Annotated in this window: 24 protein-coding genes; 21 read left to right on the top strand and 3 right to left on the bottom strand. The window is 61.0% G+C overall.

The window, feature by feature from the left end; all coding sequences use genetic code 11:
- The first annotated feature begins 182 nt into the window (after positions 1 to 182).
- Together ftsY and ffh are read left to right on the top strand one after the other, a co-directional pair.
- Complete coding sequence (gene ftsY / locus HMPREF2734_RS06630) at positions 183 to 1862, top strand: signal recognition particle-docking protein FtsY (RefSeq protein WP_246816790.1); 1680 nt, start codon at positions 183 to 185, stop codon at positions 1860 to 1862.
- A 111-nt stretch (positions 1863 to 1973) separates the two neighbouring features.
- Positions 1974 to 3602, top strand: coding sequence for a signal recognition particle protein (ffh, locus tag HMPREF2734_RS06625; protein WP_070422388.1), 1629 nt, complete (start codon positions 1974 to 1976; stop codon positions 3600 to 3602).
- A gap of 58 nt (positions 3603 to 3660) precedes the next feature.
- Here ffh and HMPREF2734_RS06620 read toward each other — a convergent pair whose 3' ends face one another.
- Positions 3661 to 5856, bottom strand: a complete 2196-nt coding sequence (locus HMPREF2734_RS06620; RefSeq protein ID WP_070570028.1) for an acyltransferase family protein — start codon at positions 5854 to 5856, stop codon at positions 3661 to 3663.
- A gap of 391 nt (positions 5857 to 6247) precedes the next feature.
- On the opposite strand from HMPREF2734_RS06620, the gene rpsP reads away from it, so the two are divergent.
- The 14 genes from rpsP (at position 6248) to HMPREF2734_RS06550 (ending at position 19550) form a co-directional block, all read left to right on the top strand.
- Positions 6248 to 6757, top strand: a complete 510-nt coding sequence (rpsP, locus tag HMPREF2734_RS06615) for a 30S ribosomal protein S16 (protein WP_070570026.1) — start codon at positions 6248 to 6250, stop codon at positions 6755 to 6757.
- A gap of 132 nt (positions 6758 to 6889) precedes the next feature.
- Complete coding sequence (locus HMPREF2734_RS06610) at positions 6890 to 7669, top strand: SDR family NAD(P)-dependent oxidoreductase (protein WP_070450976.1); 780 nt, start codon at positions 6890 to 6892, stop codon at positions 7667 to 7669.
- 41 nt (positions 7670 to 7710) lie between these two features.
- The gene (gene rimM / locus HMPREF2734_RS06605; protein WP_070450978.1) at positions 7711 to 8211 is read left to right on the top strand and encodes a ribosome maturation factor RimM; all 501 of its coding nucleotides are present in this window, start codon (positions 7711 to 7713) and stop codon (positions 8209 to 8211) included.
- Entirely contained in the window at positions 8204 to 9283 is a 1080-nt protein-coding gene (trmD, locus tag HMPREF2734_RS06600) for a tRNA (guanosine(37)-N1)-methyltransferase TrmD (RefSeq protein ID WP_070570024.1), read from the top strand. The genes rimM and trmD overlap by 8 nt, the downstream gene beginning before the upstream one ends.
- A gap of 105 nt (positions 9284 to 9388) precedes the next feature.
- Positions 9389 to 10774 (top strand): anaerobic C4-dicarboxylate transporter, encoded by a 1386-nt coding sequence (locus HMPREF2734_RS06595; RefSeq protein WP_070570021.1) that lies wholly within the window; start codon positions 9389 to 9391, stop codon positions 10772 to 10774.
- 36 nt (positions 10775 to 10810) lie between these two features.
- On the top strand, positions 10811 to 13129 hold the full coding sequence (locus HMPREF2734_RS06590) for a Tex family protein (RefSeq protein WP_070570019.1): 2319 nt from the start codon (positions 10811 to 10813) through the stop codon (positions 13127 to 13129).
- Between the two features lie 114 nt (positions 13130 to 13243).
- Positions 13244 to 13591 (top strand): 50S ribosomal protein L19, encoded by a 348-nt coding sequence (gene rplS, locus HMPREF2734_RS06585; protein WP_070422256.1) that lies wholly within the window; start codon positions 13244 to 13246, stop codon positions 13589 to 13591.
- A 105-nt stretch (positions 13592 to 13696) separates the two neighbouring features.
- A complete protein-coding gene (gene lepB, locus HMPREF2734_RS06580) occupies positions 13697 to 14527 on the top strand; it encodes a signal peptidase I (protein ID WP_371440426.1) in 831 nt (276 codons plus the stop codon).
- A 4-nt stretch (positions 14528 to 14531) separates the two neighbouring features.
- Positions 14532 to 15182: a ribonuclease HII gene (locus tag HMPREF2734_RS06575; protein WP_070570017.1), complete on the top strand. Its 651-nt coding sequence runs from the start codon at positions 14532 to 14534 to the stop codon at positions 15180 to 15182.
- Positions 15179 to 15484 (top strand): DUF2469 domain-containing protein, encoded by a 306-nt coding sequence (locus tag HMPREF2734_RS06570; RefSeq protein ID WP_070422258.1) that lies wholly within the window; start codon positions 15179 to 15181, stop codon positions 15482 to 15484. Before HMPREF2734_RS06575 ends, HMPREF2734_RS06570 begins: the two co-directional genes overlap by 4 nt.
- A 74-nt stretch (positions 15485 to 15558) precedes the next feature.
- Complete coding sequence (locus HMPREF2734_RS06565; protein WP_070422259.1) at positions 15559 to 15939, top strand: YraN family protein; 381 nt, start codon at positions 15559 to 15561, stop codon at positions 15937 to 15939.
- The gene (locus HMPREF2734_RS06560; protein WP_070570015.1) at positions 15926 to 17449 is read left to right on the top strand and encodes a YifB family Mg chelatase-like AAA ATPase; all 1524 of its coding nucleotides are present in this window, start codon (positions 15926 to 15928) and stop codon (positions 17447 to 17449) included. Before HMPREF2734_RS06565 ends, HMPREF2734_RS06560 begins: the two co-directional genes overlap by 14 nt.
- Complete coding sequence (dprA, locus tag HMPREF2734_RS06555) at positions 17446 to 18621, top strand: DNA-processing protein DprA (RefSeq protein ID WP_070570013.1); 1176 nt, start codon at positions 17446 to 17448, stop codon at positions 18619 to 18621. The genes HMPREF2734_RS06560 and dprA overlap by 4 nt, the downstream gene beginning before the upstream one ends.
- A 29-nt stretch (positions 18622 to 18650) precedes the next feature.
- The gene (locus HMPREF2734_RS06550) at positions 18651 to 19550 is read left to right on the top strand and encodes a tyrosine recombinase XerC (RefSeq protein ID WP_070570011.1); all 900 of its coding nucleotides are present in this window, start codon (positions 18651 to 18653) and stop codon (positions 19548 to 19550) included.
- On the opposite strand, the gene HMPREF2734_RS06545 is transcribed toward HMPREF2734_RS06550, so the two are convergent.
- Complete coding sequence (locus HMPREF2734_RS06545) at positions 19513 to 20043, bottom strand: M23 family metallopeptidase (protein ID WP_083279399.1); 531 nt, start codon at positions 20041 to 20043, stop codon at positions 19513 to 19515. The two genes, HMPREF2734_RS06550 and HMPREF2734_RS06545, sit on opposite strands and share 38 nt — an antisense overlap.
- A 330-nt stretch (positions 20044 to 20373) precedes the next feature.
- Between HMPREF2734_RS06545 and rpsB the strand changes: the two genes are divergently transcribed.
- From rpsB to pyrH, 3 genes are all read left to right on the top strand, one after another.
- Positions 20374 to 21291, top strand: a complete 918-nt coding sequence (gene rpsB / locus HMPREF2734_RS06540; protein WP_070422264.1) for a 30S ribosomal protein S2 — start codon at positions 20374 to 20376, stop codon at positions 21289 to 21291.
- Positions 21292 to 21522: 231 nt separating this feature from the next.
- A complete protein-coding gene (tsf, locus tag HMPREF2734_RS06535; protein WP_070450990.1) occupies positions 21523 to 22341 on the top strand; it encodes a translation elongation factor Ts in 819 nt (272 codons plus the stop codon).
- A 225-nt stretch (positions 22342 to 22566) separates the two neighbouring features.
- Complete coding sequence (pyrH, locus tag HMPREF2734_RS06530) at positions 22567 to 23250, top strand: UMP kinase (protein ID WP_070422390.1); 684 nt, start codon at positions 22567 to 22569, stop codon at positions 23248 to 23250.
- On the opposite strand, the gene HMPREF2734_RS06525 is transcribed toward pyrH, so the two are convergent.
- Complete coding sequence (locus HMPREF2734_RS06525) at positions 23239 to 24318, bottom strand: amidase family protein (protein WP_141750442.1); 1080 nt, start codon at positions 24316 to 24318, stop codon at positions 23239 to 23241. The two genes, pyrH and HMPREF2734_RS06525, sit on opposite strands and share 12 nt — an antisense overlap.
- Before the next feature lie 73 nt (positions 24319 to 24391).
- On the opposite strand from HMPREF2734_RS06525, the gene frr reads away from it, so the two are divergent.
- Positions 24392 to 24949: a ribosome recycling factor gene (gene frr, locus HMPREF2734_RS06520; RefSeq protein ID WP_070422266.1), complete on the top strand. Its 558-nt coding sequence runs from the start codon at positions 24392 to 24394 to the stop codon at positions 24947 to 24949.
- 1 nt (position 24950) lies between these two features.
- Positions 24951 to 25859, top strand: a complete 909-nt coding sequence (locus HMPREF2734_RS06515; RefSeq protein WP_070422267.1) for a phosphatidate cytidylyltransferase — start codon at positions 24951 to 24953, stop codon at positions 25857 to 25859.
- The last annotated feature ends 17 nt before the right edge of the window (positions 25860 to 25876 follow it).

The following is a 25876-nucleotide window of genomic DNA, read 5'->3' as shown; positions in this document are numbered from 1 at the left end:
CTCTCGGCTACGTGTGCTGCTAACTGAGTTGAAAATGAAGCTACAGACCAGGCCGACACGATCGCCACGCATTCGAACACCCGTTCGTATGGATGGGCCTGACCTGCAGCGTTGATTCGTCGATAAGCAATGTGTCTATTGCTGTTCCACCTTGTGTCGTGGCGGCTGGCACACTAGAACGCATGAATACCACTGAGTTGATGAACTCCCCGGCCCTTTGGGTGGCGGTTGCGGTCGTCGTTGCCGTGCTGATCATCGTGGGCATCGTCGTTGCGGGGAAGAAGCGCAAGGAGTCGAAGACCGTTTCGTTTGAGAAGCCGGAGGAGCCGAAGGAGCTCACTCAGCAGGAGAAATCCGGCAATTATCAGGCGAAGGGCGGTTTCAATTTCGCACCGGCGGATGCTCAGCCGAAGCAGCCGGAGCCGATTCGTCGTGACCAGCCGGTTCTGCCGGTAGTCGAGCCTGAAAAGGCCGAGCAGGAGCCGAAGACTGTTATCGAGAAAGCAGTTGCGCCTGATGAAGAGCCATTGCTTGTCGACGACACCACCAGCACGGAGGTAGATCAGCCAGAGCCGTCCGAGCGGCCTGTGGAGGAGCCTGTCGTTGAAGAATGTGCCGTGCCAGAACCGGAGCCGGCACCAGAACCTGAGCCGGTAGCAGAGCCGAAGCCAGCTCCAGAGCCGGTGGAGGAGCCCGTCGCAGAGCCGGCGCCAGCTCCAGAACCGGAGCCGGAACCTGCTGTCGATGAGGTAGAAACCCCTGAGGCCGAATCGGAAACGCCCGATGCGCCAGACACGCCAGACACGGCGGAGGCAGAGGAGGCTGCTGCGGCTGCTGTAGTGGCTCAAGAGGGTGCTGAAGAGGCGCTCCAGGATGGTGCTGAGGTTTCCGATGAGGCTGTCGTTGTTGAGGCCCCCGCGAGCGAACCGATCGATGACATCGCTCCAGCAGCTGGTCGCATGGGCAAGCTCCGTGGCCGCCTTTCCCGTTCTCAGAACGCCATCGGCCAGGGTCTGCTTGGCATTCTTTCCGCTGGCGATCTGGACGAGGACGCGTGGGAGGAGATTGAAGACACGCTGATCTTGGCCGATATCGGTGCGGGTCTGACGATGAAGATCACGGACAACCTGCGCGAGAAGATCGCTGAGCGTGGTGTGGAAAACGAAGCGCAGGCTCGTGCGATGCTGCGCGAAACTCTGATTGAGGCTGCCCGTCCGGAGCTCGACCGTTCGATTAAGGCGATGCCGAATGACGGCAAACCGGCCGTGATCTTGGTTGTCGGTGTCAACGGCACCGGTAAGACGACGACTACCGGCAAGCTTGCTCGTGTGCTCGTGTCTATGGGGCACTCGGTGGTGCTTGGTGCTGCGGATACGTTCCGCGCGGCGGCTGCGGACCAGTTGGAGACCTGGGGCAAGCGCGTCGGCGCTTCCACGGTTCGTGGCAAGGAGGGTGCGGACCCGGCTTCGGTGGCCTTCGATGCTGTGGCAACTGGTGTTGACGAGGGTGCTGATGTGGTGCTCGTCGATACGGCGGGCCGCCTGCACACCTCCACGGGTCTGATGGATCAGCTGGGCAAGGTCAAGCGCGTCGTGGAGAAGAAGAGCAACGTCGATGAGGTGTTGCTGGTGCTCGACGCGACGGTGGGGCAGAACGGCATTGCGCAGGCGCGTGTCTTCCGTGAGGTTGTTGACATCACGGGTGTGGTGCTGACCAAGCTCGACGGCACCGCCAAGGGCGGTATCGTTTTCCAGGTTCAGGAGGAACTTGGTGTGCCGGTAAAGCTGGTTGGTCTTGGTGAGGGCGCGGACGATCTTGCGCCGTTTGAGGTTGAGAGTTTCGTCGACGCTCTTCTCGGCTAAGCGCTTGCTTGTCGACGACCCCGCGCCCCCGGTGATGTGCCCATCACCCGGGGCGCGCGCTAGTCTTGTGGGGATTCTTTTCCGCTAGAAGCAAAAGGGAGCGTGCACACCGTGTTCGAGTCACTGTCCGACCGCCTCCAATCAGCCCTGGGTGGTCTGCGAGGCAAGGGCAAGCTCACCGAGGAGGATATTAACGCCACGGCTCGCGAGATTCGTATCGCGTTGCTGGAGGCGGACGTGTCGCTTCCGGTTGTGCGTGCGTTTATTAAGCGCGTCAAGGAGCGTGCCCTCGGTGCCGATGTTTCGGCAGCGCTGAATCCGGCGCAGCAGGTCATCAAGATTGTTGATGAGGAACTGACAAACATTCTCGGCGGTGAGACTCGCCGGTTGAATTTGGCGAAGAACCCGCCGACCGTGATTATGCTCGCCGGTCTGCAAGGTGCTGGTAAGACCACCCTGGCAGGTAAGTTGGCTAAGCACTTGGCTAAGCAGGGGCACACCCCGATGTTGGTGGCGTGTGACTTGCAGCGTCCGGGTGCGGTGCAGCAGCTTCAGATTGTTGGTGAGCGCGCTGGTGTGCCGACGTTTGCCCCGGATCCGGGTACGTCCATCGACTCGTATGAGCACGAGATGGGCACCTCGCACGGTGATCCGGTTGCGGTGGCGCAGCAGGGTATTGAGCACGCCAAGCAGAACAAAAACGATGTGGTCATCATCGATACTGCGGGCCGCCTCGGTATCGATGAGACCCTGATGACTCAGGCCCGCAACATCCGTGATGCAGTGAATCCGGATGAGGTCATTTTCGTTATTGATGCGATGATCGGTCAGGATGCGGTGTCTACCGCCGAGGCGTTCGCTGCTGGCGTCGACTTCACTGGTGTTGCACTGACCAAACTTGATGGCGACGCCCGTGGCGGTGCCGCGCTGTCCATCCGTGAGGTCACGGGCAAGCCGATTCTGTTTGCGTCGTCTGGCGAGAAGCTCGACGACTTCGACGTGTTCCACCCGGACCGCATGTCCAGCCGTATTCTCGGCATGGGTGATCTGCTGTCGCTGATTGAGCAGGCTGAGCAGACTTATAACGAGCAGGACGCTGAGGCAGCCGCAACCAAGTTGGCTTCCGGCGAACTCACACTGGAGGACTTCCTCGACCAGTTGCTCATGATTCGTCGCATGGGGCCGATTGGCAACCTGCTCAAGATGATGCCTGGCGGCAAGCAGATGAACCAGATGGCGGACATGGTCGACGAGAAGCAGCTCGACCGTATCCAGGCCATCATTCGCGGTATGACTCCTCAGGAGCGCCAGGATCCGAAGATTTTGAACGCATCGCGCCGCAAGCGCATCGCTAACGGTTCCGGTGTGAAGGTCTCGGATGTGAACCAGTTGGTGGAGCGCTTCTTCGAGGCGAAGAAGATGATGGGGCAGATGGCCAGCCAGTTCGGCTTGCCGGGTATGCCTGGCATGGGCCGAAGCGCTACTAAGAAGAAGCCGAAGGGTCGCCGGGGCAAGAACGGCAAGCGCAAGCCGGTGAAGCGCGGTGGAAATCAGGGCATGCCGAAGATGCCAGGGATGCCAGGAATGCCAGGAATGCCGGGCATGGGTGGCGGTATGCCGGATATGAAGGATTTGGAAAAGTTGCAGAGCCAGCTTCCTGCGGGCATGCAGGGCATGGATCTCAACAACCTCGATTTCAACGAGGCGATGAAGCGTATGCAGAAGGGGAAGTTCTTCTAGCGCGCAGCGCGCCGCAGCGCGAACGCTTCACAGATCAAAGGGGGGAGAGGCCAGCACTTTAGAGGGTGTTGGCCTCTTCGCCATCTTGGGCAGAGTCGGTGGCGGTTTCGGGGGCCAGCGTGGTGTCGTCGATAAGCCCAAGCTTGTTGAAGATCGGGGTGAGCTCTTCCCACATCAATGGGGCGAGCGATTCGGCGTACGCGTTGGAGATGTGATTCTGGTCGCGGTAGATGTAAATGTTGCCGATCTGCGGCGGGCAGATGCCGTCGATGCAGTACCAGCTGGCGGTGTCGATTTCCCACTGGTTGTAGCCGCCGTCGAGGAAGTACTTCGCAGGGTCTTCAGGGGAGTAGACCACGTGTGCGTCCATGGAGCAGTCGGCTTCGGAGTATCCGGCTACGAGGCACAGGTTGGGGTCCATTGGGTCGCCGTCGGGGTTGAACATCCATGGGTTGTCGCGCAGGCCGACGAATGGGATGCCGTATTCAGCGAGGCGTTGCCAGAAGTTTGCGTATGCGTCAGGCACGTAGTCCTGAGAGGCGATGCCACCGCCTGCGTGACCTGCGGGGCGTGTGGAGGTGGAGATCACCATGGCAGGGTTGAGTTCGACGAGTTCTGCGAACGCGTTCTCGCCCCATTCTGCGCATTCTGGCGAGACAATGTCGGCGTTGGCGGGGTCCCAGGGGCCTCCGACGACGAGTGGGCATTCTTGGCGCACGAATGTTGCAACTTTGAAGCCGTGGCGTTTGCCAAGGATGTCCAGTGGGATGCCGAATGGTTCGATGTGGGAGCCGCCGACCAGTGCGATGGTGGTGTCGGCTTCCAGGTCACCGTATACGCAGTGAGGTCCCGGCATGATGTCTGGGCCTTCGGGGAGGAAGACCATGCAGTTGTCCAGTCCGATTGGTGGGTAGATGCCTGCAACCAGGTTCGGGTCTGGTCGGGCTTCGACGTCGGGGACTTCGGCGCCGGCGAGTGCGAGTGCGCCTGGGTAGATGGCGGGGTCGAGGGGTTTGTCGGCGTCGTCGATACGATCGTTCCAGATTGGCTGGATGGCAAGTGCTGCGGCAAACAAAGCGGCGGTGAGCACACCACCCGTTGCGCGGAATTTTCCGGGCCACGTGCGTAGCGACGACCCCGCGTCGCGCACCGGCGTATCCATGGCACGCGGGCGCGCACGATGCTGGCGTAGTGGATCTTCCACCAGCATGTGGGTGATGTGTGCGAGGGCGAGGGACACGGCGATGACACATGCGCCGAGCCATGCTGGGGGAACGGCGTATCCGCCGAGGGCGGTGACGATGATCAAAAGCGGCCAGTGCCAAAGGTAGAGCGAGTAAGCGATCTTGCCCAGCCAGGTCATGGGTGCAGATGCCAGCACGCCGGAGACAGCGTTGCTGTTGCCTGACAGGATGACCAGTGCGGCACCGGTCAGTGGCAGCAGTGTGAGGGGGCCGGGGAATGCGAGCGACGTTGGGATAACGATGCCGGTGATGGTGATCATTGCGACGCCGAGTAGCGCAGTGAACCAGGCGAAACGCTGTGGGAAGAATCGCTCGGCTGGTACGAAGGCGAGCAGTGCGCCGAGGGAGAGTTCCCATGCGCGAGAGAACGTGGAGTAGTAGTTGGCGCCGGTGCCGACGAAACCGAAGCGGGAGGCCCAGGCGAAGGAGGCGATAGTGATGAGCGCCAGCACCCCGATAGCTACGCGCCGTGCCCAGACAGGGTTGGCTTTGAGCTTCGATACCGCAAAGGCCAGCAGGGTGCCCATGAGGATGCCGAAGATGTAGAACTGGCCCTGGACCGACATTGACCACAAGTGCTGTAGCGGGGATGTTTCCTGGCTTGCTGCAGCGTAGTCGGCATTTTGGGCGATGAGTTCCCAGTTTTGGTAGTACAGCATCGACGCTGTGACTTGGCTCGCGAGCTGCTGGCTCATCAGTTCTGGCGTAAACGCGAGAACGAGAAGGACAACGCTAACGATGACAAGTGCGAGCGCCGGTACGAGTCGGCGGATGGTGCGCCACAGGGGCCACCACGGGTTCAGGTTTGGGTTCGGACGCAGAGCGTATCGCAGTTGCCCGCCAAGGAAAAAGTAACCGGACAGCAGCAGGAAGACGTCGACGCCACCAGAGACACGTCCGACGAAGACGTGGAACAGGACGACGAGTGCGATGGCGTATCCACGCAGCCCATCGAGGTCGACGCGGTATGCGGTCGAGCCTTTTGTCGACTGTGCCGATTGTCCTGCCATCGTGTCCAACCTTGTCAACTACTTCTATTTCGTTACAGGCGACGTGTATTGCAGCTGGCAATGCGCGTCGCAATCGGTAAAGACCATACAGTCTGAACTTTGCATGACCGAACCAGCCACACCGGGGCATTGCAAGGCATTGCCGTGCGGGAGTTTGGTGTCTTGGGGTTTTAGCCCGTAAGGTGTCAAAGGTTGTCTGACGTCATTGTTGGCGTTTGGCACGACAAGTCTATAACTGCGTACGCGCCGGATCCGTCTGGATCCTTCCCAGGTTGCCTGGGAGGGGATGGTCGACCGGCCAGGCACGCGCAGGGTAAATAAGAAGGGTTGAACCGGCTCGTCGAGAAGCGGCGAGTGTCTGCACTGCCCAGTGACCTAAAGGAAGTACACCATGGCTGTAAAGATCAAGCTGCAGCGCGTTGGCAAGATCCGCAACGCTCAGTACCGTGTCGTCATCGCTGATGCTCGCACCCGTCGTGACGGTGCTGTCATCGAGAGCATCGGCATCTACCACCCGAAGGAAGAGCCGTCGCTCATCCGCATCGATTCCGAGCGCGCTCAGTACTGGCTGGGTGTCGGCGCACAGCCGACCGAGCCGGTGCTCGCGCTGCTGAAGGTGACCGGCGACTGGCAGAAGCACAAGGGCCTCGACGGTGCTGAGGGCACCCTCAAGGTTGCTGAGGAGAAGCCGTCCAAGCTCGACCTGTTCAACCAGGCTCTGGAAGAGGCTAAGAACGGCCCGACCGCTGAGGCGATCACCGAGAAGCGCAAGAAGGCTAAGGAAGACGCTGAGGCTAAGGCAGCTGCTGAGGCTGCAGCTGCCGCAGAGGCCGAGGCTGCAGAGGCTGAGGGCGAGTCCGCTGAGGCTGAGTCTGAGGAGGCTCCGGCCGAGGAGGCATAAGCCTTTCGCTTATCGACGACACCCCGCACCGCACACTTTTCGTGCCGGTGCGGGGTTTTTCGTGCTGCAGCTTTGCAAAACTTGCGTACGGTTGGGCATGTAGACATTTCCTAATCGAAAGGGGAGCGGATCATGGCTCGTACGTTTTTGGTGACTGGTGGCGCGGGCGGCATTGGCAAGGCGACTGCGGAGTTGCTTACTTCTCGCGGCCACAAGGTGATTACTGCCGATATTGCGAATGCGGATATCAATGCGGATCTCACAACTGTTGAGGGCCGGCAGGCACTCGTTGATGAGGCAACCAAGCTTTCCGAAGGAAAGCTCGACGGCGTCATTGCGAATGCCGGTATGCAGGCGCCGACGCCGAAGACCGCGCAGGTGAACTACTTCGGCGCGGTGGCAACGCTTGAGGGGCTTCGTCCGCTGCTGGAGAAGTCGGATGCGCCGCGCGCTGTGGTGACGGCGTCGATCGCATCACTGCAGCCGGCGGATGACCAGTTGATTGAAGCGATGCTTGCTGGTGATGAGGAAGCCACCGTCAAGCGTGGTCAGGAACTTGCTGACCAGGGCCCCGAAGTTGCATACCTTAACTACTCGTCCTCTAAGCAGGCCATTGCTCGTTGGGTGCGCAAGAACGCGATCTCCGAGGAGTGGGCTGGCAAGGGCATTGCGCTCAACGCTATTGCGCCGGCCGTCGTGATTTCCCCGATGACTGAAGAGCTGCGCAACACCGACGAGGGTCGTGCGCAGTTGGCACAGGTGCCGATGCCGCTGAACGGTTGGATGCCGGCAGAGGCCGCGGCCAGCTTTATTGCATGGCTGACCAGTGAGGAGAATACCCACCTGTGCGGCCAGGTTGTCTTTATCGACGGCGGCTTCGACGCCACGGTTCGTGGCGACAAGGTCTGGTAGGCCGACAAGGGCAATTTGTGGGACTGCTACCGTAGCCGATTATGGAGCTCAATATTGGCCGCGTCGTGAAGTCGCACGGCGTGAAGGGTGAGGTAGCAGTCGAGCTCCTCGCCGACGAGTCTGAAGACCACATTGTTGTCGGCGAGGTGCTCACCGGCCGCCAGGCCGGCAAGGAACAGCACTTGACTGTGAAGACGGTTCGGCCTCATCAGAAGCGCCTCCTCGTCAGTTTTGAGGAGGTGCCAGACCGCACCGCTGCGGACAGTCTGCGGGGCATGAAGTTTTTTGCAGAACCTCTGGAGCGCGACGAGGATTCCGACGAGTACTACAACCACGAACTCATCGGGTTGAAGGTCCGCCATGACGGCGATGAAGTTGGCGCTGTTACTGGCGTGATGGATGCGCCGAATCGCAAGATTCTGGAGATCGACTATCACGGCAAGGAAGTCCTCGTGCCCTTCGTTATGGAGTTTGTGCCGGATATTGACCTCGCTGATGGCTACCTGGTGATTACGCCGCCGGAGGGACTGCTTGATGTCTAACCCGAAGCCGGTGCTTCGCCTCGATGTCGTCACTATTTTTCCCGAATATCTCGACCCGCTTCGTCATGCGCTGTTAGGTAAGGCGATTGAGCAGGGAATCCTCAACGTCGGTGTGCATGACTTGCGCGATTGGGCGACGGGTAACCACAAGTCGGTAGACGCGCCCCCTCTGGGCGGTGGTCCTGGCATGGTGATGAAGCCGGAGGTGTGGGGTCCGGCGCTCGACGATATCGCTGCGGGACGCACAGGCACGGAGCTGGACTCGGCGGCCAAGCACCGGAATGACAAGTTGCGTCACGACGATGTCGCAAACGTTGCACCACGCCCTTACGAATCCCCAGTGGCAGGCGATGACGCCTCAAAGCCGCTGTTGCTCGTTCCCACACCGGCCGGAAAGCCATTTACGCAGGCGGATGCCCGTGCCTGGTCGCGCGAGGAACACATTGTGTTCGCTTGCGGGCGCTACGAGGGAATCGACCAGCGTGTCTTCGAGGATGCGAAGCAGCGCTACCGGGTGCGTGAGGTGTCCATTGGTGACTATGTACTCATTGGTGGCGAGGTCGCCGTACTGGTCATCGCGGAGGCAGTCACCCGGTTGATCCCCGGAGTGCTTGGCAACACTGAAAGCCACGAGGAGGACAGCTTCTCGGATGGGTTGCTTGAGGGGCCGAGTTACACAAAGCCTCGAGTGTGGCGGGGGATCGAGGCTCCGGAGGTACTCACTTCCGGCGACCACAAGAAGGTTGATGCGTGGCGCCGTGAACAGTCGTTGAAACGCACCCGTGCCGTCAGGCCTGAATTGCTCGAACAGGTGGAGCTCAGCGAAGACGACCGCTTCATGCTGGATTCGCGTGAGGTTATGTCGGTGTTCGAGGTGGGCGGGCAGCGTGTCGTCGCAAAGCAACTGCGACGGGCATTGAAACAGGCTGGCTACCGTGCGGAGACGATCGAGCGGAACGAAACGACGCTCATGGTGAGAGGGCGAACCGTGCTTTCGCTGGAGGATGCGACGCAGGCTGTTGCGGATGCGTTGCCGAAGGGCACGCAGTGGAGCGGGTACACGGCGGGGTAATGCCTGCTGAGGTGGTAGAAATCACCTTAGAATAATTTAAAGATCCGATCATTGGTCGCGTAATGTTTGGTGTGTTACACGCGTTGCAAAAACGAAAGGACACCCATGCTCGCGTCAGTGCTCGACCCCGCTTCGGGGCTCGCAATTGTCCTTCAAATCGCCATCATTCTTGGCGCTCTTCTGCTCGGTACGCGGTACGGGGGCCTTGGGCTCGGTCTGATCTCTGGCATCGGCCTTATGCTCATGGTCTTCGTCTTCGGTCTGGAGCCGGGCGAACCACCGGTGGGCGTTATGCTCACCATCATCGCAGTCATCGGCTGTGCGGCGACCCTCCAACAATCGCGCGGATTGGAGGTGATGATGCAGCAAGCCGAGAAGCTCCTTCGCGCCCACCCCGAACGGATCACCCTGCTGGCTCCGGTGACCACATGGTTCCTCACTGTGCTGTGCGGTACCGGCCACGTGGTGTACACCATGTTCCCGATTATCGAGGACATTGCGGTGAAGAAGGGAATTCGCCCGGAGCGTCCCATGGCGGTTGCTTCTACTTCGGCGCAGATGGGTATTACTGCCTCGCCGGTGTCGGTTGCCACCGTGTCGCTCGCGTCGATTTTGGCGGAGAACGCCGGAGTGATCGATAAGGCGTATTCGATCCCGCAGATTCTTATGGTTGCCATTCCGGCTTCGCTTTCCGGCGTGATCTTGGCCGCGTTGTGGTCGTTGCACCGTGGCAAGGATCTGGACAAGGATCCGGTATTCCAGGAGCGCATGCAGGACCCGGCGTTTGCGGAGTCCATCAACAAGTCCAGCCATTCGCTTCTGGACGAAGTCTTTCCAAAGTCCGCCCGCAACGCGGTGTGGATCTTCCTCGGTGCGATCGCGTTCGTGGTTGTTCTCGGCGCGTTTGAGGGCCTGCGTCCCGCGTTCGACGACGGTGACGGAGGCATGAAGCCGCTGTCCATGAACCTCGCCATCCAGATGGTGATGCTCTTTGCCGGTGCGATCATCTTGCTGTTCTGCAAGGTGGATCACAAGAAGATCGCCTCGACACCGGTGTTCAAGGCAGGCATGACCGCGGTGTTCTCCGTGTTTGGCGTGGCCTGGATGGCGGATACGTTCTTCGCCGCGCACATCGACCAGTTGGAGGAAAGCCTCGGTTCTGTTGTGGAAGCTGCCCCGTGGGCGTACGCCATCGTGTTGCTGATTGTGTCCAAGTTGGTGAACTCCCAGGCTGCGGCGCTGGTCGCCATCGCCCCGATCGGGCTTGCCTTGGGCATCGACCCGAAGGTCATTGTCGGCTTCTACGGCGCGGCGTATGGCTACTGGATCCTGCCCACCTACCCGTCGGATCTTGCCTGCATCGGCTTCGACCGCACCGGCACCACCCGAATTGGCAAGTTCGTGATCAACCACTCGTTCCTGATTCCGGGTGCGATCTCGGTGTTCACTTCGTGCGTGGTGGGCTCGATTCTGGCGCAGGTGCTGCTGTAAAGCTGGCACAACAACGGCGCGACTAAGATCGCCCGAATGACATCAATCGCAGTCACCATCGCGAACGAACTCAACATTCGGGAATCTCAGGTCGAGCAGGCGCTGAAACTGCTCGCCGAGGGCAACACCGTGCCGTTCATTTCCCGCTACCGCAAGGAAGCCACCGGTGGGCTCGACGACGGGCAGTTGCGCCACATTGAGGAGCGCAACATCTACCTCGTCGAGCTCGCTGAGCGCAAGACCGCGGTGCTCGAAAGTATTGAGGAGCAGGGCAAACTTACCGACGATCTCAAACGCGAGATTCTCGCAGCCGATACGAAGGCGCGCGTTGAGGACCTGTACTTGCCCTACAAGAAGCGTCGCAAGACTAAGGCGGATATCGCCCGCGAGGCAGGTCTTGAGGATTTGACGCAATTGCTTATCGACGACCCCACCGCCACCCCCGAAACCCTCGCCGAGAGGTTCCTCTCCGAAGGATTCCCGGACACGAAGGCTGCACTTGCCGGTGCCCGCGCGATTCTGGTGGACCGGTTCGCCACTGACGCCGACCTGGTCGGTGCGGTGCGTGACCGCGTGTACGAGCAGGGCACCATGCGCTCCTCGGTCGTTGAGGGCAAAGAACAGGAAGGTGCGAAGTTCGCGGACTACTTCGATTTCTCGGAGCCGTTCGACAAACTGCCCAGCCACCGCATTCTGGCGTTGCTGCGTGGTGAGAACGAGGGCGTGCTCACGCTCAACCTCGACCCGGGAGACGAGGCCGTCTTTGAGGGCATGATCGCGGATCGTTTCGATCTGCCGGTGAAGGATTCCGCGTGGTTGGCCAAGGCGGTGCAGTGGGGTTGGCGCACGAAACTGCAGGTGTCGGCCAACCTGGATACCCGCATGCGGTTGAAGGAAAAGGCCGAGGAGGGCGCGCTGCAGGTGTTCAAGACCAACCTGCGTGACGTGTTGCTCGCCGCCCCCGCAGGTCAGCGCGCAACGCTCGCGCTTGACCCGGGCTATCGCAACGGCGTGAAGTGCGCGGTTGTGGACGGCACCGGCAAGGTGCTGGCCACGACAATCGTCTACCCGCACCAGCCGCAGAACCGTTGGGACGCGTCGCGTGCCGAGTTAGCGTCGCTGGCTGCCCAGCACGGAGTCGAGCTCATCGCTATTGGCAACGGCACCGCTTCGCGCGAATCGGAGAAGCTCGCCGGCGAGGTAGCGGACCTCATCGCACAGGCTGGCGGCAAGCGCCCGACTCCGGTGGTTGTGTCCGAATCAGGCGCGTCGGTCTATTCGGCAAGCCCAATCGCAGCCGAAGAGTTCCCAGACATGGATGTCTCGCTGCGCTCCGCAGTGTCCATTGCGCGCCGCCTGCAGGACCCTTTGGCGGAACTGGTCAAGGTTGACCCGAAGTCGATCGGCGTAGGCCAGTACCAGCACGACGTGAATCAAACGGCGCTCGCACAGACGTTGGACGCTGTGGTGGAGGATGCGGTGAACTCAGTTGGCGTGGACGTCAATACCGCTTCGGCACCGCTGCTTGAGCGTGTCGCTGGTCTGTCCGGCACGGTGGCGAAGAACATCGTGGCGTACCGCGACGAGCACGGCAGTTTTGCTACCCGCAAGGAGTTGGGCAAGGTTCCGCGTCTGGGGCCGAAGGCTTTCGAGCAGGCCGCTGGCTTCCTGCGTATCCAGGGCGGGACGAACCCGCTCGATGGCTCAGCGGTACACCCGGAGGCTTACCCGGTGGTGGAGCGCGTCGCCCAGGCGACGGGCCTGAACACCGAGCAACTCATCGGCAACACGGCGGTACTCACCAAACTCAAGCCGGCGGATTTCGCTGACGACACTTTCGGTGTGCCTACCGTGACCGACATTCTCGCCGAGCTGGACAAGCCGGGGCGCGACCCGCGCCCTGAGTTTAAAACTGCGGAGTTCAAGGAAGGCGTCAACGAGGTCAAGGATCTCAAGCCCGGCATGATCCTCGAGGGAACCGTGACCAATGTTGCCGCTTTCGGCGCGTTCGTGGATGTGGGTGTGCACCAGGATGGTCTGGTTCACGTCTCCGCGATGAGCCACAAGTTTGTCTCTGACCCGCACGAGGTGGTGCGCTCCGGCGAGGTGGTCAAGGTCAAGGTGATGGATGTGGATGTCGCTCGCAACCGCATTGGGTTGAGCCTGCGGCTTGACGACGAGCCTGGCCAGCCCGGCCAGACCACCAGCCAGAAACAACGCAGCGGGCAGAGCCGTGGCCAGAACCGTGGCGGTCAGAAGCAGCGCCAGGGGCGAAACCAGAACCGGGGCGGTGATCGTCGTCAAGCAGCTGGCTCGATGGCGGACGCACTCAAACGTGCCGGATTTGGGAAGTGACCGGGCAGTATGTAGAATGCTGCAGGTTGTTGTAATCGACACGAACCGGCCGAGCGCCCTGATTAGGGAAGTGCCGCCAGGGTCCTCTGTCCGAAAACGAAAAGGATTGCTTTCATGAGCAACGGCATTATTGATCTGGTTGACGCAGGCCAGCTCCGTGACGATATCCCGGACTTCCGCCCGGGCGATACCCTCGACGTTCACGTTAAGGTTATCGAGGGTTCTGTGACCCGTACTCAGGTGTTCACTGGCTTCGTTGTGCGTCGCCAGGGCAGCGGTATCCGCGAGACCTTCACCGTCCGCAAGGTTTCCTTCGGCATCGGCGTTGAGCGTACCTTCCCGGTGCACTCCCCGAACCTGGAGAAGATTGAGGTCGTCCGCAAGGGTGACGTCCGTCGTGCGAAGCTGTACTACATGCGCGATCTGCGCGGTAAGGCTGCTCGTATTAAGGAGCGTCGCTAGTTTTAGCCGCACCACGTGCCCCGTCCGAGTTTCTCGGGCGGGGCACGTTGCGTTCTCAGGGTGTCGGGGTGCGGTGCTAACCTATCCGGCGTGACCAACGCGAATGTGCCCGCCAACGGGCAGCCCCAGACCCCTAAGCCGCACAACCCGTACGCTGCCGAGGATGCATCGTATGAGGTGAACGCTGCAGACCGCCCTGCAGACGGCGCTGCAAATGGCGCTGACAGCAGCGACGAGAAGCAGAACCTTCCCTGGTACGTCGAGATCCCGGTGGTAGTTGTGCTCACGTTGGTGATCATGTTCGTGCTGCAAACGTTTATCGGCCGGCTGTATGTCATTCCGTCGGCGTCGATGGAGCCAACGCTGCATGGCGAGGACGGTTCGGGCGACCGCATTTTTGTGGAGAAGGTCAGCTATTACTTCTCGGACCCTGAGCCGGGTGATGTCATCGTGTTCGCCGGTACGGATTCGTGGAACACGGGTTTTTCCTCCAACCGTTCTTCGAACCCTGCGATTCGTGGGTTGCAGGAGGTGGGTTCCTGGGTTGGTTTGGTGCCCAAGGATGAAAACACGTTGGTCAAGCGCATCATCGCTACCGGCGGACAGACTGTCTCGTGTCAGGCGGGCGACCCGGCGGTCATGGTTGATGGTAAGCCGATCGATCAGTCGTACATCTTGCAGCCGAACTTCTACCCGGTGGATGAGGAGACCGGATCGGATGCGTGTGGTGGTCCGTACTTCGGCCCGGTGACGGTGCCGGAAGGCCACTACTTCATGATGGGCGATAACCGCACCAACTCGCTGGACTCTCGCTACCACTTGGGGGATCAGTTCCAGGGAACTATTCCGGAGGAGAATATCCGCGGCAAGGTGCAGGCGGTTGTCTTCCCGCTGAACCGCCTTCAGGGTGTGTCGGACCCGGACATTCAGCAGTAGGGTAGTGCGCCGTCTTAAGCAGTTACGCACCTACGAGGTCGCGTTGGACAAGGCCGGGCTGGGGCCGGTGGCGGGGGTCGATGAGGCTGGTCGGGGCGCGTGCTTCGGCCCTGTGACCATCGCTGCGTGCGTCTTGCCCATCAAGCCGATTGCTGCGCTTGAGGGGTTGACGGATTCGAAGAAACTCTCGGCGAAAAAGCGCGAGTTGCTTTTCGACGAAATCCGCAACGCCGCCGTTTCCTACCGCGTCATCCACATTCCCGCGGCAGAGATTGATCGGCGCGGGATCCAACACGCCAACCTGGATGGGGCCCGGCGCGCCGTCGCAGGCTTGGATGTCGATCCGGGTTACGTGCTCGTGGACGCGTTTCGTGTGCCGGGGCTTCGCGCACCGCAACTGCCAGTTGTCGGCGGTGACTACACCGCGCGTTGTATCGCTGCGGCGAGTGTGCTGGCAAAGGTGAGCCGCGACAGGCTCGTTGTGGAGATGGCTCGGGACTATCCGCAGTACGGGTTGGAGGGCCACAAGGGCTATTCAACAAAGGTGCATATGGACGCGGTGCGCCGCCACGGGGCGAGCCCGGAACATCGTTATAGTTATGCGAACGTCAGGGACGCTGACAGGTTTCACACTGAGCTAAGGGGTCATGTATGAGCGCCGAGGATCTTGACAACTACGAGGCAGAAGTTGAGCTGTCCCTGTACCGCGAGTACCGCGACGTGGCGAGCCAGTTCTCCTACGTTGTAGAGACGGACCGCCGCTTCTACCTGGCTAATGCGGTGAAGCTGATTCCGCACACGGAGGGTGGCGACGTCTACTACGAGGTCCTCATGTCGGATGCGTGGGTGTGGGACATGTACCGTGCGGTGCGCTTTGTGCGTTACGTGCGTGTGATCACCTACAAGGATGTCAACATTGAAGAGTTGGATAAACCTGAGCTGACATTCCCGGAGTAGGGAACCGGGGCGTGCATTTGCCCGTCTAATAGGCACCAGATGTTTTGGTCCTAAAAGACAATAAGGGGGAATGTATGCACGCCAGGTATGCGGCCCAACAGGAGTTGGGCGTATTGGGGGAACGTGCTGCGGCTCGCTGGTACGCGGAGCAAGGGTATACCGTCCTTGGTCAGCGAGAACGCGTTGCTGCAGGGGAGATTGACGCAGTCGTTGAAGACGAAGACGGCACGATTGTGTTCGTCGAGGTGAAGTCGCGCAGGGGTGGCGCGTTCGGTGCCGCGGAGGCGGTCACTGCGAAGAAGTTGCGCACGATGCGTCGTTGCGCTGCGCAGTGGATGCGAGAGCATCCTGCGTTGGGGGTTCGCGCTATCCGTTTCGACGTCGTGGAGTGCGTCACCGATGGCGATGATTTCGTCCTTCGTCGTTACTTGGGGGTGGAAGATGCCGCTTGCTAGCACGATCAGCGCAACAGTTGAGGGCATCACGGCTCGGCTTGTCACTGTGGAGGCCAACGTCGGCCCGGGTCTTCCGGGGATCCACATGGTGGGGTTGGGCGATGCTGCGGTGAAAGAGTCGCGCGACCGGATTCGCACTGCGATCTCCAACTCGCAGCTTCCTTGGCCACGTACGAAGATCATGGTGTCGTTGTCGCCGGCGCATTTGCCGAAGACGGGCTCGCACTTCGACTTACCGATTGCAGCTGCCGTCTTGGGCAGTTTGGATCCGCGGGTGCAGCGCAGGTTGGAGCGCACGATGCTGCTCGGAGAGCTGGCGTTGGATGGTTCGTTGCGCCGAGTGGACGGCGTGTTGCCGATGCTGATTGCAATGCTTCACGACGACTCCACCACCGGCCCCGACATCGTCGTCGTTCCACGAGAGAACGCCGCAGAAGCCTCACTGCTCGGCATGAAGAACATCCTTGTGGCAGATTCGCTGGCGCAGGTGTGGCAGTGGCTCATCGGGGAGACAACGCTGGATACCGTCGGCGAGCCGGAGGTCCAACACGCTGCAGCGGTCGCGGACTTCAGTGACATCGCCGGAATGACTGTGGAGCGCGAGGCCCTCGAGGTCGCCGCAGCCGGTGGGCACCACGTGATGATGATCGGCCCGCCTGGCTCCGGCAAGTCGATGCTGGCAGAGCGGCTGCCTTCTATCTTGCCGCCGCTGAACATCGAGGAGATGGTGGAAGTCACGGCGCTGCACTCGGCTGCGGGAATTTCCAGTGGCGGCATTGTGTCCAACCGGCCGTTTATCGCCCCACATCCGTCGTTGACCAGGGCGGCGCTCATCGGCGGCGGTTCAGGAGTGCCTCGCCCCGGGGTGGTCAGCCAGGCCCACCATGGGGTGCTGTTCCTCGACGAAGCCTCGGAGATTTCTGCGCACGTTCTCGACGCGCTTCGGATCCCGCTAGAAAAGCGTGAGGTGCGCCTGACGCGCTCGCGCCGGGAAGTTGTCTACCCGGCTGATACGCAAATCGTTCTGGCTGCGAACCCGTGTGCGTGCCAGCGGGTCAACGGCAATTGCACGTGTCGGGTGGCTGAGCGGGCCCGGCACTTATCCAACGTTTCCGGCCCGTTGCTCGACCGGCTGGATGTGTTCATCCAGACCTCAGCGGATTCCACGGTGGTTACCCCGGGTGACGCGGAGTCGTCGGCAGTCATCGCCGAGCGTGTCATGCAGGCGCGCGAGCGTGCCCAAGAGCGCTGGTCGCAGGCTGGTATCGACGAGTCCGTCAACGCTCGCGTTGCCCCAACTTTGATCCGCAAGCAATTTCCCGCGGACGAAGCAGCGATGGCCTACCTGTCCTCGCTGCTGCGCACCGGAAGTATCACGCAGCGTGGCGTGGATCGGAGCCTGAAGGTGGCGTGGACGCTTGCGGATCTGGAAGGCGTGACGCAACCGGATATCGACCATGTGGCTCGCGCCGTCGATATGCGCACCGCACCAGAGGAGGTGGCGGCATGAGGAATGTAAGTTCGCCAGAATCCTGGGCGTATCTCAGCCGTGTTGTCGAGGGACCCTCGATCCACATTCAGGAGTTCATTACCAACGGGCGAAGCGCGGACGAGATTGCCCACGGTGTGCGCACGCGTGCAAGCTGGATCGGGGCCCTAGGACCGCAGACGCAAAACCGCTATACCTGGGACCAACCTGCGCAGGATCTCGCGCGTGCTAGGGCCGCCGGATATACGTTGCTGACTCCAGACTCGCCAGGCTGGCCTGGAGAGAACATCAAGCCCACGTTCCACTGTGAGTATCCGGACGATGATCGAAAACTTTCCCTGAACGAAGAAGCGGTTGCACCACACGCGCTGTGGGTAAAAGGTGAAGCAGACCTTGCGAAGCTACTTGCACAGTCGGTCGGCGTTGTCGGTACACGAACAGCAACGCAGTATGGACGTCACGCTACCGATGACCTTGTGCGGGGTTTGGCAAAACACCAGTACACGATCGTCTCTGGTGGTGCACTGGGTATCGACACGATCGCACACCAGGCGGCCCTCGACTGCGGCGCACCCACCATCGTGGTCGCTGCCTGCGGGCCGGGGTACGTCTACCCGCTGAGCAACGAGCCACTCTTCGATCGGGTTGTGCGCGCCGGGGGAGCCATTGTCACCGAGTACCCACCCGGCACGACCCCGGACCGGCACAGGTTCCTCACCCGTAACCGTCTCGTAGCAGGGCTGACCCAGGGCACCCTGCTGGTGGAAGCGGCGTTTCGCTCAGGTGCGTTAAACACGCTGAAGTGGGCCAATGCAATGAATAAACAAACGATGGCAGTGCCGGGCCCCATTACTGCAACGGAGTCGCTCGGCACGAACCTCGCCATTCAGAACAAGCAGGCGGCGATGGTGCTCAACGCCGACCAGATTCACGAGCACATCGTGCATACGGGGGATTTCGATGCGGGCGAGCAGATGGAAATGAAGTACCCGCCGACATTGACGCAGCAACTCAGCCACAACGAACTGCGCATTTACGACGCACTGCCACGAGCAGGCGAAGGATCGCGAACGGCTGAAGAGATCGCGGCAGACGCTGGCCTTTCCATCGGACTGGCGGTGCATATCCTGATGGATCTCGCTAAACGGGGAGTGGTGCAGCGCGAGCGGAAGGTGTGGTCCCGCACCGAGTAAACACAGAGAAAGGAGTAAACTCCTGCGACATGAGTAAAACTGTGGGGCAAGTGCAGGCTGCTGTCGACGACTTCGCCGACTACGCCTCGCTTGTCCTCGGGCGCTCCCCAAACACAGTGAAGGGGTATGTCTCCGACCTGGCGACACTCGCCGGGTACGCAGACACCTTCGACGCGTTCACCCTGGAGGCGCTTCGCACCTGGCTGGCCGACGCACTGACCGCCGGGCGCAGCCGAGCCACCCTTGCGCGCCGTACCGCAGCCGCGCGCGCATTCTCTACCTGGGCGTACCGCCAGGGCTACATCGACCACGACGCAGCAGCCCGCCTCAAAGTACCAAAAGTGAATCGCGCGCTGCCAAACGTCGTGCGAGGAGAGCGTGCCACAGAACTCGTCGAGGCGGATACCGCCGACGACGCCCACCCCGCCGAACACCTCCGTGACCGAGCCATGCTCGAGCTGCTCTACGCCACCGGCATGCGTGTTGGCGAACTCACCGGTCTCAACCTCGCCGACATTGACCTGGCTCGCGGGCTTGCCCGCGTGACCGGCAAAGGCAACAAACAACGCGTGGTCCCATTCGGGCGCGAAGCAACACTGGCGCTCAACGAGTGGCTCGAGTTCGGGCGCTCCGAACTGGCCAATGGCAAAGCAGAGGATGCGGTATTCGTCGGATCCCGTGGCGGGCGCATCGACCAACGCCAAGTGCGCCGCGTTGTCGAGCGCGCCGGGCAACGTGCCGGTGTCAGCGACATCAGTCCGCACACCCTTCGCCACACGGCCGCGACGCACATGCTCGAAGGCGGAGCGGATCTGCGTGTTGTGCAGGAAATGCTTGGGCACTCAAGCCTGCAAACCACGCAAATTTACACACACGTCTCGGCGCAGCGGCTCAAAAACGTCTACGACCAGGCGCATCCACGGGCTTAAGTCGTATTCTCGGTGGCTCCAGCAGTGTGAGCGGATCGATGTACTTGTCAGGTCCTGTAAGCGCACCCCAGTGCAGTCCGTCGTGTTCGCCAGCAAAGTGGCTTGTGGCGCGCGCAAGTCTGCCAATGATGTGGCCTTCCGTAACGTTGTCGCCAGCCTTGAGGTCTGAGCGCACTGGCTGGTAGGTCGTGCGAATGCCCCCTGGGTGGTCAATCGAGATCACAGGAGTGCCCGCGACAGTGCCGACGAACGCCACAACCCCGTCGCCCGCAGCGAGCACAGGTGCGTTGAGCTTCAAAGGCAGATCCACGCCACGGTGGCCAGGCTTCCAATTTTCCTCCGGGATTGACGCAGGACGGGATACCGCGCGGGGATACGGTGTGCCTGCCGCGGGATCGACCCAGGCAAGGGCGGTGGCGGGGGAGCACCACAGTAGGGCTCCGAGCAGGATGGTGGCTGTGGTGGTACGTGGCGTCGTCGATAGGCAATGCATGCTCTCAAAGGACCATTGCGGCGCGGAAAAGAACAGGGTCTGCGCAAAATCTGTGGATAACGGGAGTGGTTAGTGTGACTCCAGGGGAAGTTATCCACAACGTTGCAGATGAGTTTAGGTTTTTAGGGCTCATACGGGTAAGGTTGCCGGGGCAGTTTGTGCAGCACCGTAGAGCGCTGCATAGATTGACTACGCGCGCCGAACAATGGCTGCTCAGCAACGGTCCCTCTCACAGGGGTGCGGGGCAGGCACGGTGCCAGGGTGAGGGATAAAAACCCGCACGTGAGACTTACAAGTAACCGAACTACTTTCTCCGAAGGAGACATTCCCATGGCAGTTGTAACCATGCGTGAACTCCTCGACGCAGGTGTCCACTTTGGTCACCAGACGCGTCGCTGGAACCCGAAGATGCGTCGCTTCATCTTCACGGAGCGCAACGGCATCTACATCATCGACCTGCAGCAGACGCTGACCTACATCGATGAGGCATACGAGTTTGTCAAGGAAACCGTCGCACACGGCGGCACCATCCTGTTCGTCGGCACCAAGAAGCAGGCACAGGAGCCGATCCAGGAAGAGGCGCAGCGCGTCGGCATGCCGTACGTCACGCACCGCTGGCTGGGTGGCATGCTCACCAACTTCCAGACCGTATCCAAGCGTATCGGTCGCATGAAGGAACTTCAGGCGATGGACGCAGCCGAGGACGGCTACGCAGGTCGCGGCAAGAAGGAAATCCTCATGCTGACCCGCGAACGCGTGAAGCTCGAGCGTGTCCTGGGTGGCATCTCTGAGATGACCAAGGCTCCATCCGCTCTCTGGATCGTGGACACCAACAAGGAGCACATCGCCGTCAACGAGGCGCAGAAGCTTCGCATCCCGGTCGTCGCTGTTCTGGACACGAACTGCGACCCGGATGTTGTCGATTTCCCGATCCCGGGCAACGACGACGCCATCGGCGCTGTCAAGCTGCTCACCCACGTCGTGGGCGAGGCTGTCATCGCTGGTAAGCAGCAGCGCGAAGAGCGTCAGCTCGCAGCTGCACGTGACGCTGCAGGCGACACCGACGCGAAGCGTCAGGCTGAGGCAGCCGAGGCTGCTGCACAGGCCGCTGCTTCCGACGAGGTTTCCGCAGCCGATGCTGCTAAGGCCGCTGTTGCTGCAGAGACCGCTGCTCCGCAGGAAGTTGCAGAGGTCGAGCAGCCGGCAGCCGTCCGCGCTGCTGAGCAGGCTGAGGGCAAGGACGCCTAAGTCTCAAGGACACTGCAAGTCCGCAACCCAGGCGTAAGCCGCCTGGCTTCGGCCAGGATTCACGCACACCCCGCGTTCCGCTCACGTCCGCCGATTACCGGCCGGGACGCGGCGGACCGGGGTGTTCGTATTTTCCACACGTGGCAAGTCATGCCGCCGGCCAGATCGTCGGCTACGCTTGAAACGGTTGAATACCTTTACGTAAAACTTTCACGAGGAGGATCGCCCAATATGGCGAACTACACTGCTGCTGACGTCAAGAAGCTCCGCGAGATCACCGGCTCCGGCATGCTCGACTGTAAGAAGGCACTCGAGGAAACCGACGGCGACTTCGACAAGGCCGTTGAGAACCTCCGCATCAAGGGTGCGAAGGACGTGGGCAAGCGCGCTGAGCGCAACGCCCTCGAGGGCCTCGTTGCTGTTTCCGGCAACACCATCGTGGAGATCAACTCCGAGACCGACTTCGTGGCGAAGAACCAGGAGTTCAAGGACATCGCCAGCCAGATCGCTGAGGCTGCTGCTGCAGTGAAGGCGAACTCCCAGGAGGAGCTGGCAAAGGCCGACGTCAACGGTGAGACCGCACACGAGGTGCTGGAGCGCCTCTCCGCAAAGATCGGCGAGAAGCTCGAGCTGCGTCGCGCTGCCACCATCGAAGGCGACAACATTGCCAAGTACCTGCACCAGAAGGCTGCTGACCTTCCGCCGGCAGTTGGCGTACTCGTTGCCTACAACGGTGACAACGCTGAGGCTGCACACCAGGTGGCTCTGCAGATCGCTGCTATGAAGGCTCGTTACCTCAACAAGGAGGCTGTCCCGGCCGACGTTGTTGAGAAGGAGCGTGCGGTTCAGGAAGAGATCACCCGCAACGAGGGCAAGCCGGAAGCTGCCATCGAGAAGATTGTCGAGGGCCGCATGGGTGGCTTCTTCAAGGACGTTGTCCTGCTCGACCAGCCGTCGCTGGCTGACTCCAAGAAGACCGTGAAGCAGTTCGCTGACGAGAACGGCATCGAGATCACCGACTTCGTCCGCTTCGAGGTCGGCCAGGCATAAGCCAGGCGAGAGGTTTCATAGCCTCACACGCGGTGCAACCCCGTACTGTCTGTCCCGATTAGGGGGACGGGTGGTGCGGGGTTGTCGTCGTTAAGCAAGCAGTTCTGAACTCAACGCGTTGCGTGGCTAAGATCGGTTCCGAACATTTTGCAATTGGCTGATCCGCGCAAAGGAGCGTTTTCGGTGACTGACCTCAACCCCAACCGCACAGGTTTCAAGCGAGTCATGCTGAAGCTGGGGGGTGAGATGTTCGGCGGCGGCAAGGTTGGCATCGACCCCGACGTAGTCGAGTCCGTCGCCCGCCAGATCGCAGATGTCGCGCGCTCCGGCACCGAGGTCGCTGTCGTGATCGGTGGCGGCAACTTCTTCCGCGGCGCTCAGCTGCAGCAGCGCGGCATGGACCGTGCGCGCTCGGACTACATGGGCATGCTCGGCACTGTCATGAACTGCCTTGCGCTGCAGGACTTCTTGCAGCAGATGGGCATCGATTGCCGCGTCCAAACTTCGATTAACATGGCGCAGATTGCAGAGCCGTACCTGCCACTGCGTGCAGCACGCCACCTGGAGAAGGGCCGCGTGGTCATCTTCGGTGCGGGTATGGGTATGCCGTACTTCTCCACGGACACCACGGCTGCGCAGCGTGCGCTGGAGATCGGCTGCGAGGTGCTGCTCATGGCTAAGGGTGTGGACGGTGTCTACGACTCCGACCCGCGCGAGAACCCCGATGCGAAGCTCTACTCAGAGATTTCCCCTCGCGAGGTCATTGAACTTGGCCTCAAGGTTGCGGATGCCACCGCATTTAGTCTCTGTATGGACAACAACATGCCGATCCTGGTGTTTAACCTGCTCAAGGAAGGAAACATCGCCCGCGCGGTTGGTGGCGAGCAGGTAGGTACGCTAGTCGCTTAACAGCGTCTCAATATGCTGCGCCACCGTGAGCAGTTCCGGCCCGGTGAGCGTAAGGCTGCCAAGGTGCACCCCGCCGAGTGCAATCGCAGGGGTGCCGAGCATGTTGTACAGCGAGCACCACGGTGACCATTCGGTTTGCGCGTGGAAGCTCGCTTCTGGCGTGAGAGAGGGGAAATAGCCGATCCGGGGTGGTGCGAATGCGAGCGTGGGGGAGAGCACTACATCGACGTCCCATTGGGAGGCGATGAGGTGAGGCAAATCCCGGCGGTGTTGCTCGGCGGCGTCAAGGTCGCTGTTGGTCAGCTTGTGGGATTGCTCGACGAGCCAGCCGATGTATTCGCTGTCGAGCGGATCCGTCAGGTTGAAACTCGCGGTGATTGTGGTCGTGAAGTGGGCGTAGGTTTCCAGCGATTCGCGATACGGCTTGAGCTGCACCACTTCAAAGTCGAGAGCACTCGCAAGCTTTTCGACGAGCGCACCTCGCCGATCCTCCACATCCGGCCGCGCGAAGATACCGTCGGTAAGCACACCGATTCGGAGCCGCTTGCCTTTGATGCGGCGGTGCCAACCCCACAACGTGAATTGATCCGCGACGTCTTGGGTGAGAAACCCATGTGCGGCGATACCTTTGCTTGCGGGTTTGAAGCCGACGATCTCGCACGCTGCAGCGGGCACGCGTATGGATCCGCCGGCATCGGTGCCGTGTGCGGCGCGAACGGTGCCGTCGGCCACCACAACTGCGGCGCCAGTAGAAGATCCACCTGGGGTGCAGCCGGGGTAGGCCGGCGACTCGAGCACGGGAACGTCAGGGCGCTCTGCGTAGCAGGTCGCGCCCAGCTCCGAGGTCAGCGTCTTGCCGTGGATGGCGACGCCGTGCGCCAAAAGATTGGAGATAAACGGATCGGTTGCTGTTGCGGTGTAGGCGCGTGCAGGGCTGCCGTGGGTAGTGGTCATGCCAGCAACGTCGGTGCCGTCTTTGACCGGAATCTGCCAACCAGCCAGACGTCCAACGTTTGGGCGCGGCCGCGTGTGTGTGCTTGGGGGCAACGTGAACGCGGGATGCAGCATGGCGCCAGTGTAGGTGCCAGTCGCGCTGGTAGGTTAGTAGGGACGCCGAATAGAGAAAAGGTAGGGTTTTCCCATGATTGATGACGTATTGCTGGATGCCGAAGAGCGCATGACCGCCTCTGTTGAGCACGCTCGTGACGAGTTGGCCACGATTCGTACCGGACGTGCGAACCCGGCGATGTTCAACGGTGTGATGGCTGACTTCTACGGTGCACCGACGCCGATTAACCAGATGGCGACGATTTCCGTGCCGGAGCCGCGCATGCTGCTGATCAAGCCGTACGACATGTCCACCATGGGTGAGATCGAGAACGCAATCCGTAACTCTGATCTCGGTGTGAACCCGACGGATGACGGCCAGGTCATCCGTGTGTCTATCCCGCAGCTCACCGAGGAACGCCGCCGTGACCTGGTCAAGCAGGCGAAGCAGAAGGGCGAGGACGGCAAGATTGCCATCCGTAATATCCGTCGCCAGGGCATGGAAGCGCTGAAGAAGATTCAGAAAGACGGCGACGCTGGTGAGGATGAGGTCGTGACCGCCGAGAAGGCGCTGGACAAGACCACCCAGTCCTACGTTGCTCAGGTCGATGAGATCGTTCAGCGTAAGGAAGCCGAACTGCTGGAGGTCTAGCGTGCCTGCTGCTGATCAGGAGGAGCGCGCCACGCCGAGCCGCTGGCCGGTGCATGCGCCGAAGCCGAAGAACAACCCGGGGCGTGATCTGCCGACCGCCATTACGACCGGTGTTGTGCTCGGCGCGATTGTCATTGCCGCCGTATGGGTGGGGCCCAAAGCCTGGTACCCACTTGTCGCCGTCGCTGTAGCAGGAGCGATGTGGGAGGTGATGACCCGGCTGCGGGAAGCTGGTTACCAGCAGCCGCGCACACTGCTGATCATCATGGCCCAACTCATGCTGTGGTCCTCCGTGCCGTATGGCACTACAGGGCTCGTGGCGGGTTTTGCCTTCACCGTTCTAGTTGTCATGTTCTGGGGGATGTTCCACCAGGGCAGGAATAAGCGACCAGAGAATTACCTGCGCGACACGGCAGTGAGTCTGTTCGTGCTTGCGTGGATTCCGCTGTTTGGCACGTTCGCCGCAATGATTTCCTTGATTAGCCAAGGTGGGGTGGATGGTTCCGCCTACATTGTGGCGTTCATGCTGTGCGTTGTTGCCAGCGATGTGGGTGGTTTCGCTGCAGGCGTGATGTTTGGCTCGCACCCGATGGCGCCGGCAATTAGCCCGAACAAGTCCTGGGAGGGCTTCGCTGGGTCGATCGTTGCCGGAAGCATCACCGGCATCTTAGTGGTCACGCTGCTCATTCACGGCCCGTGGTGGATGGGCGTTGTGCTCGGCATCGCTTTAGTGATTTGCGCAACGATGGGAGATTTGGTGGAAAGCCAGTTCAAGCGTGAACTGGGCATCAAAGACATGTCCAACCTGCTGCCAGGGCATGGTGGCATCATGGATCGACTTGACGGGATGCTTCCCGCAGCAGCGGCGACCTACATCCTGCTCACGACCATCACGCTTATGAGCGCCTAAGCACAGACCTAGTAATT

This window comes from Corynebacterium sp. HMSC055D05, assembly GCF_001810365.1.
GTDB lineage: Bacteria > Actinomycetota > Actinomycetes > Mycobacteriales > Mycobacteriaceae > Corynebacterium > Corynebacterium coyleae.
This window is presented reverse-complemented; position numbering and strand designations above follow the sequence as displayed.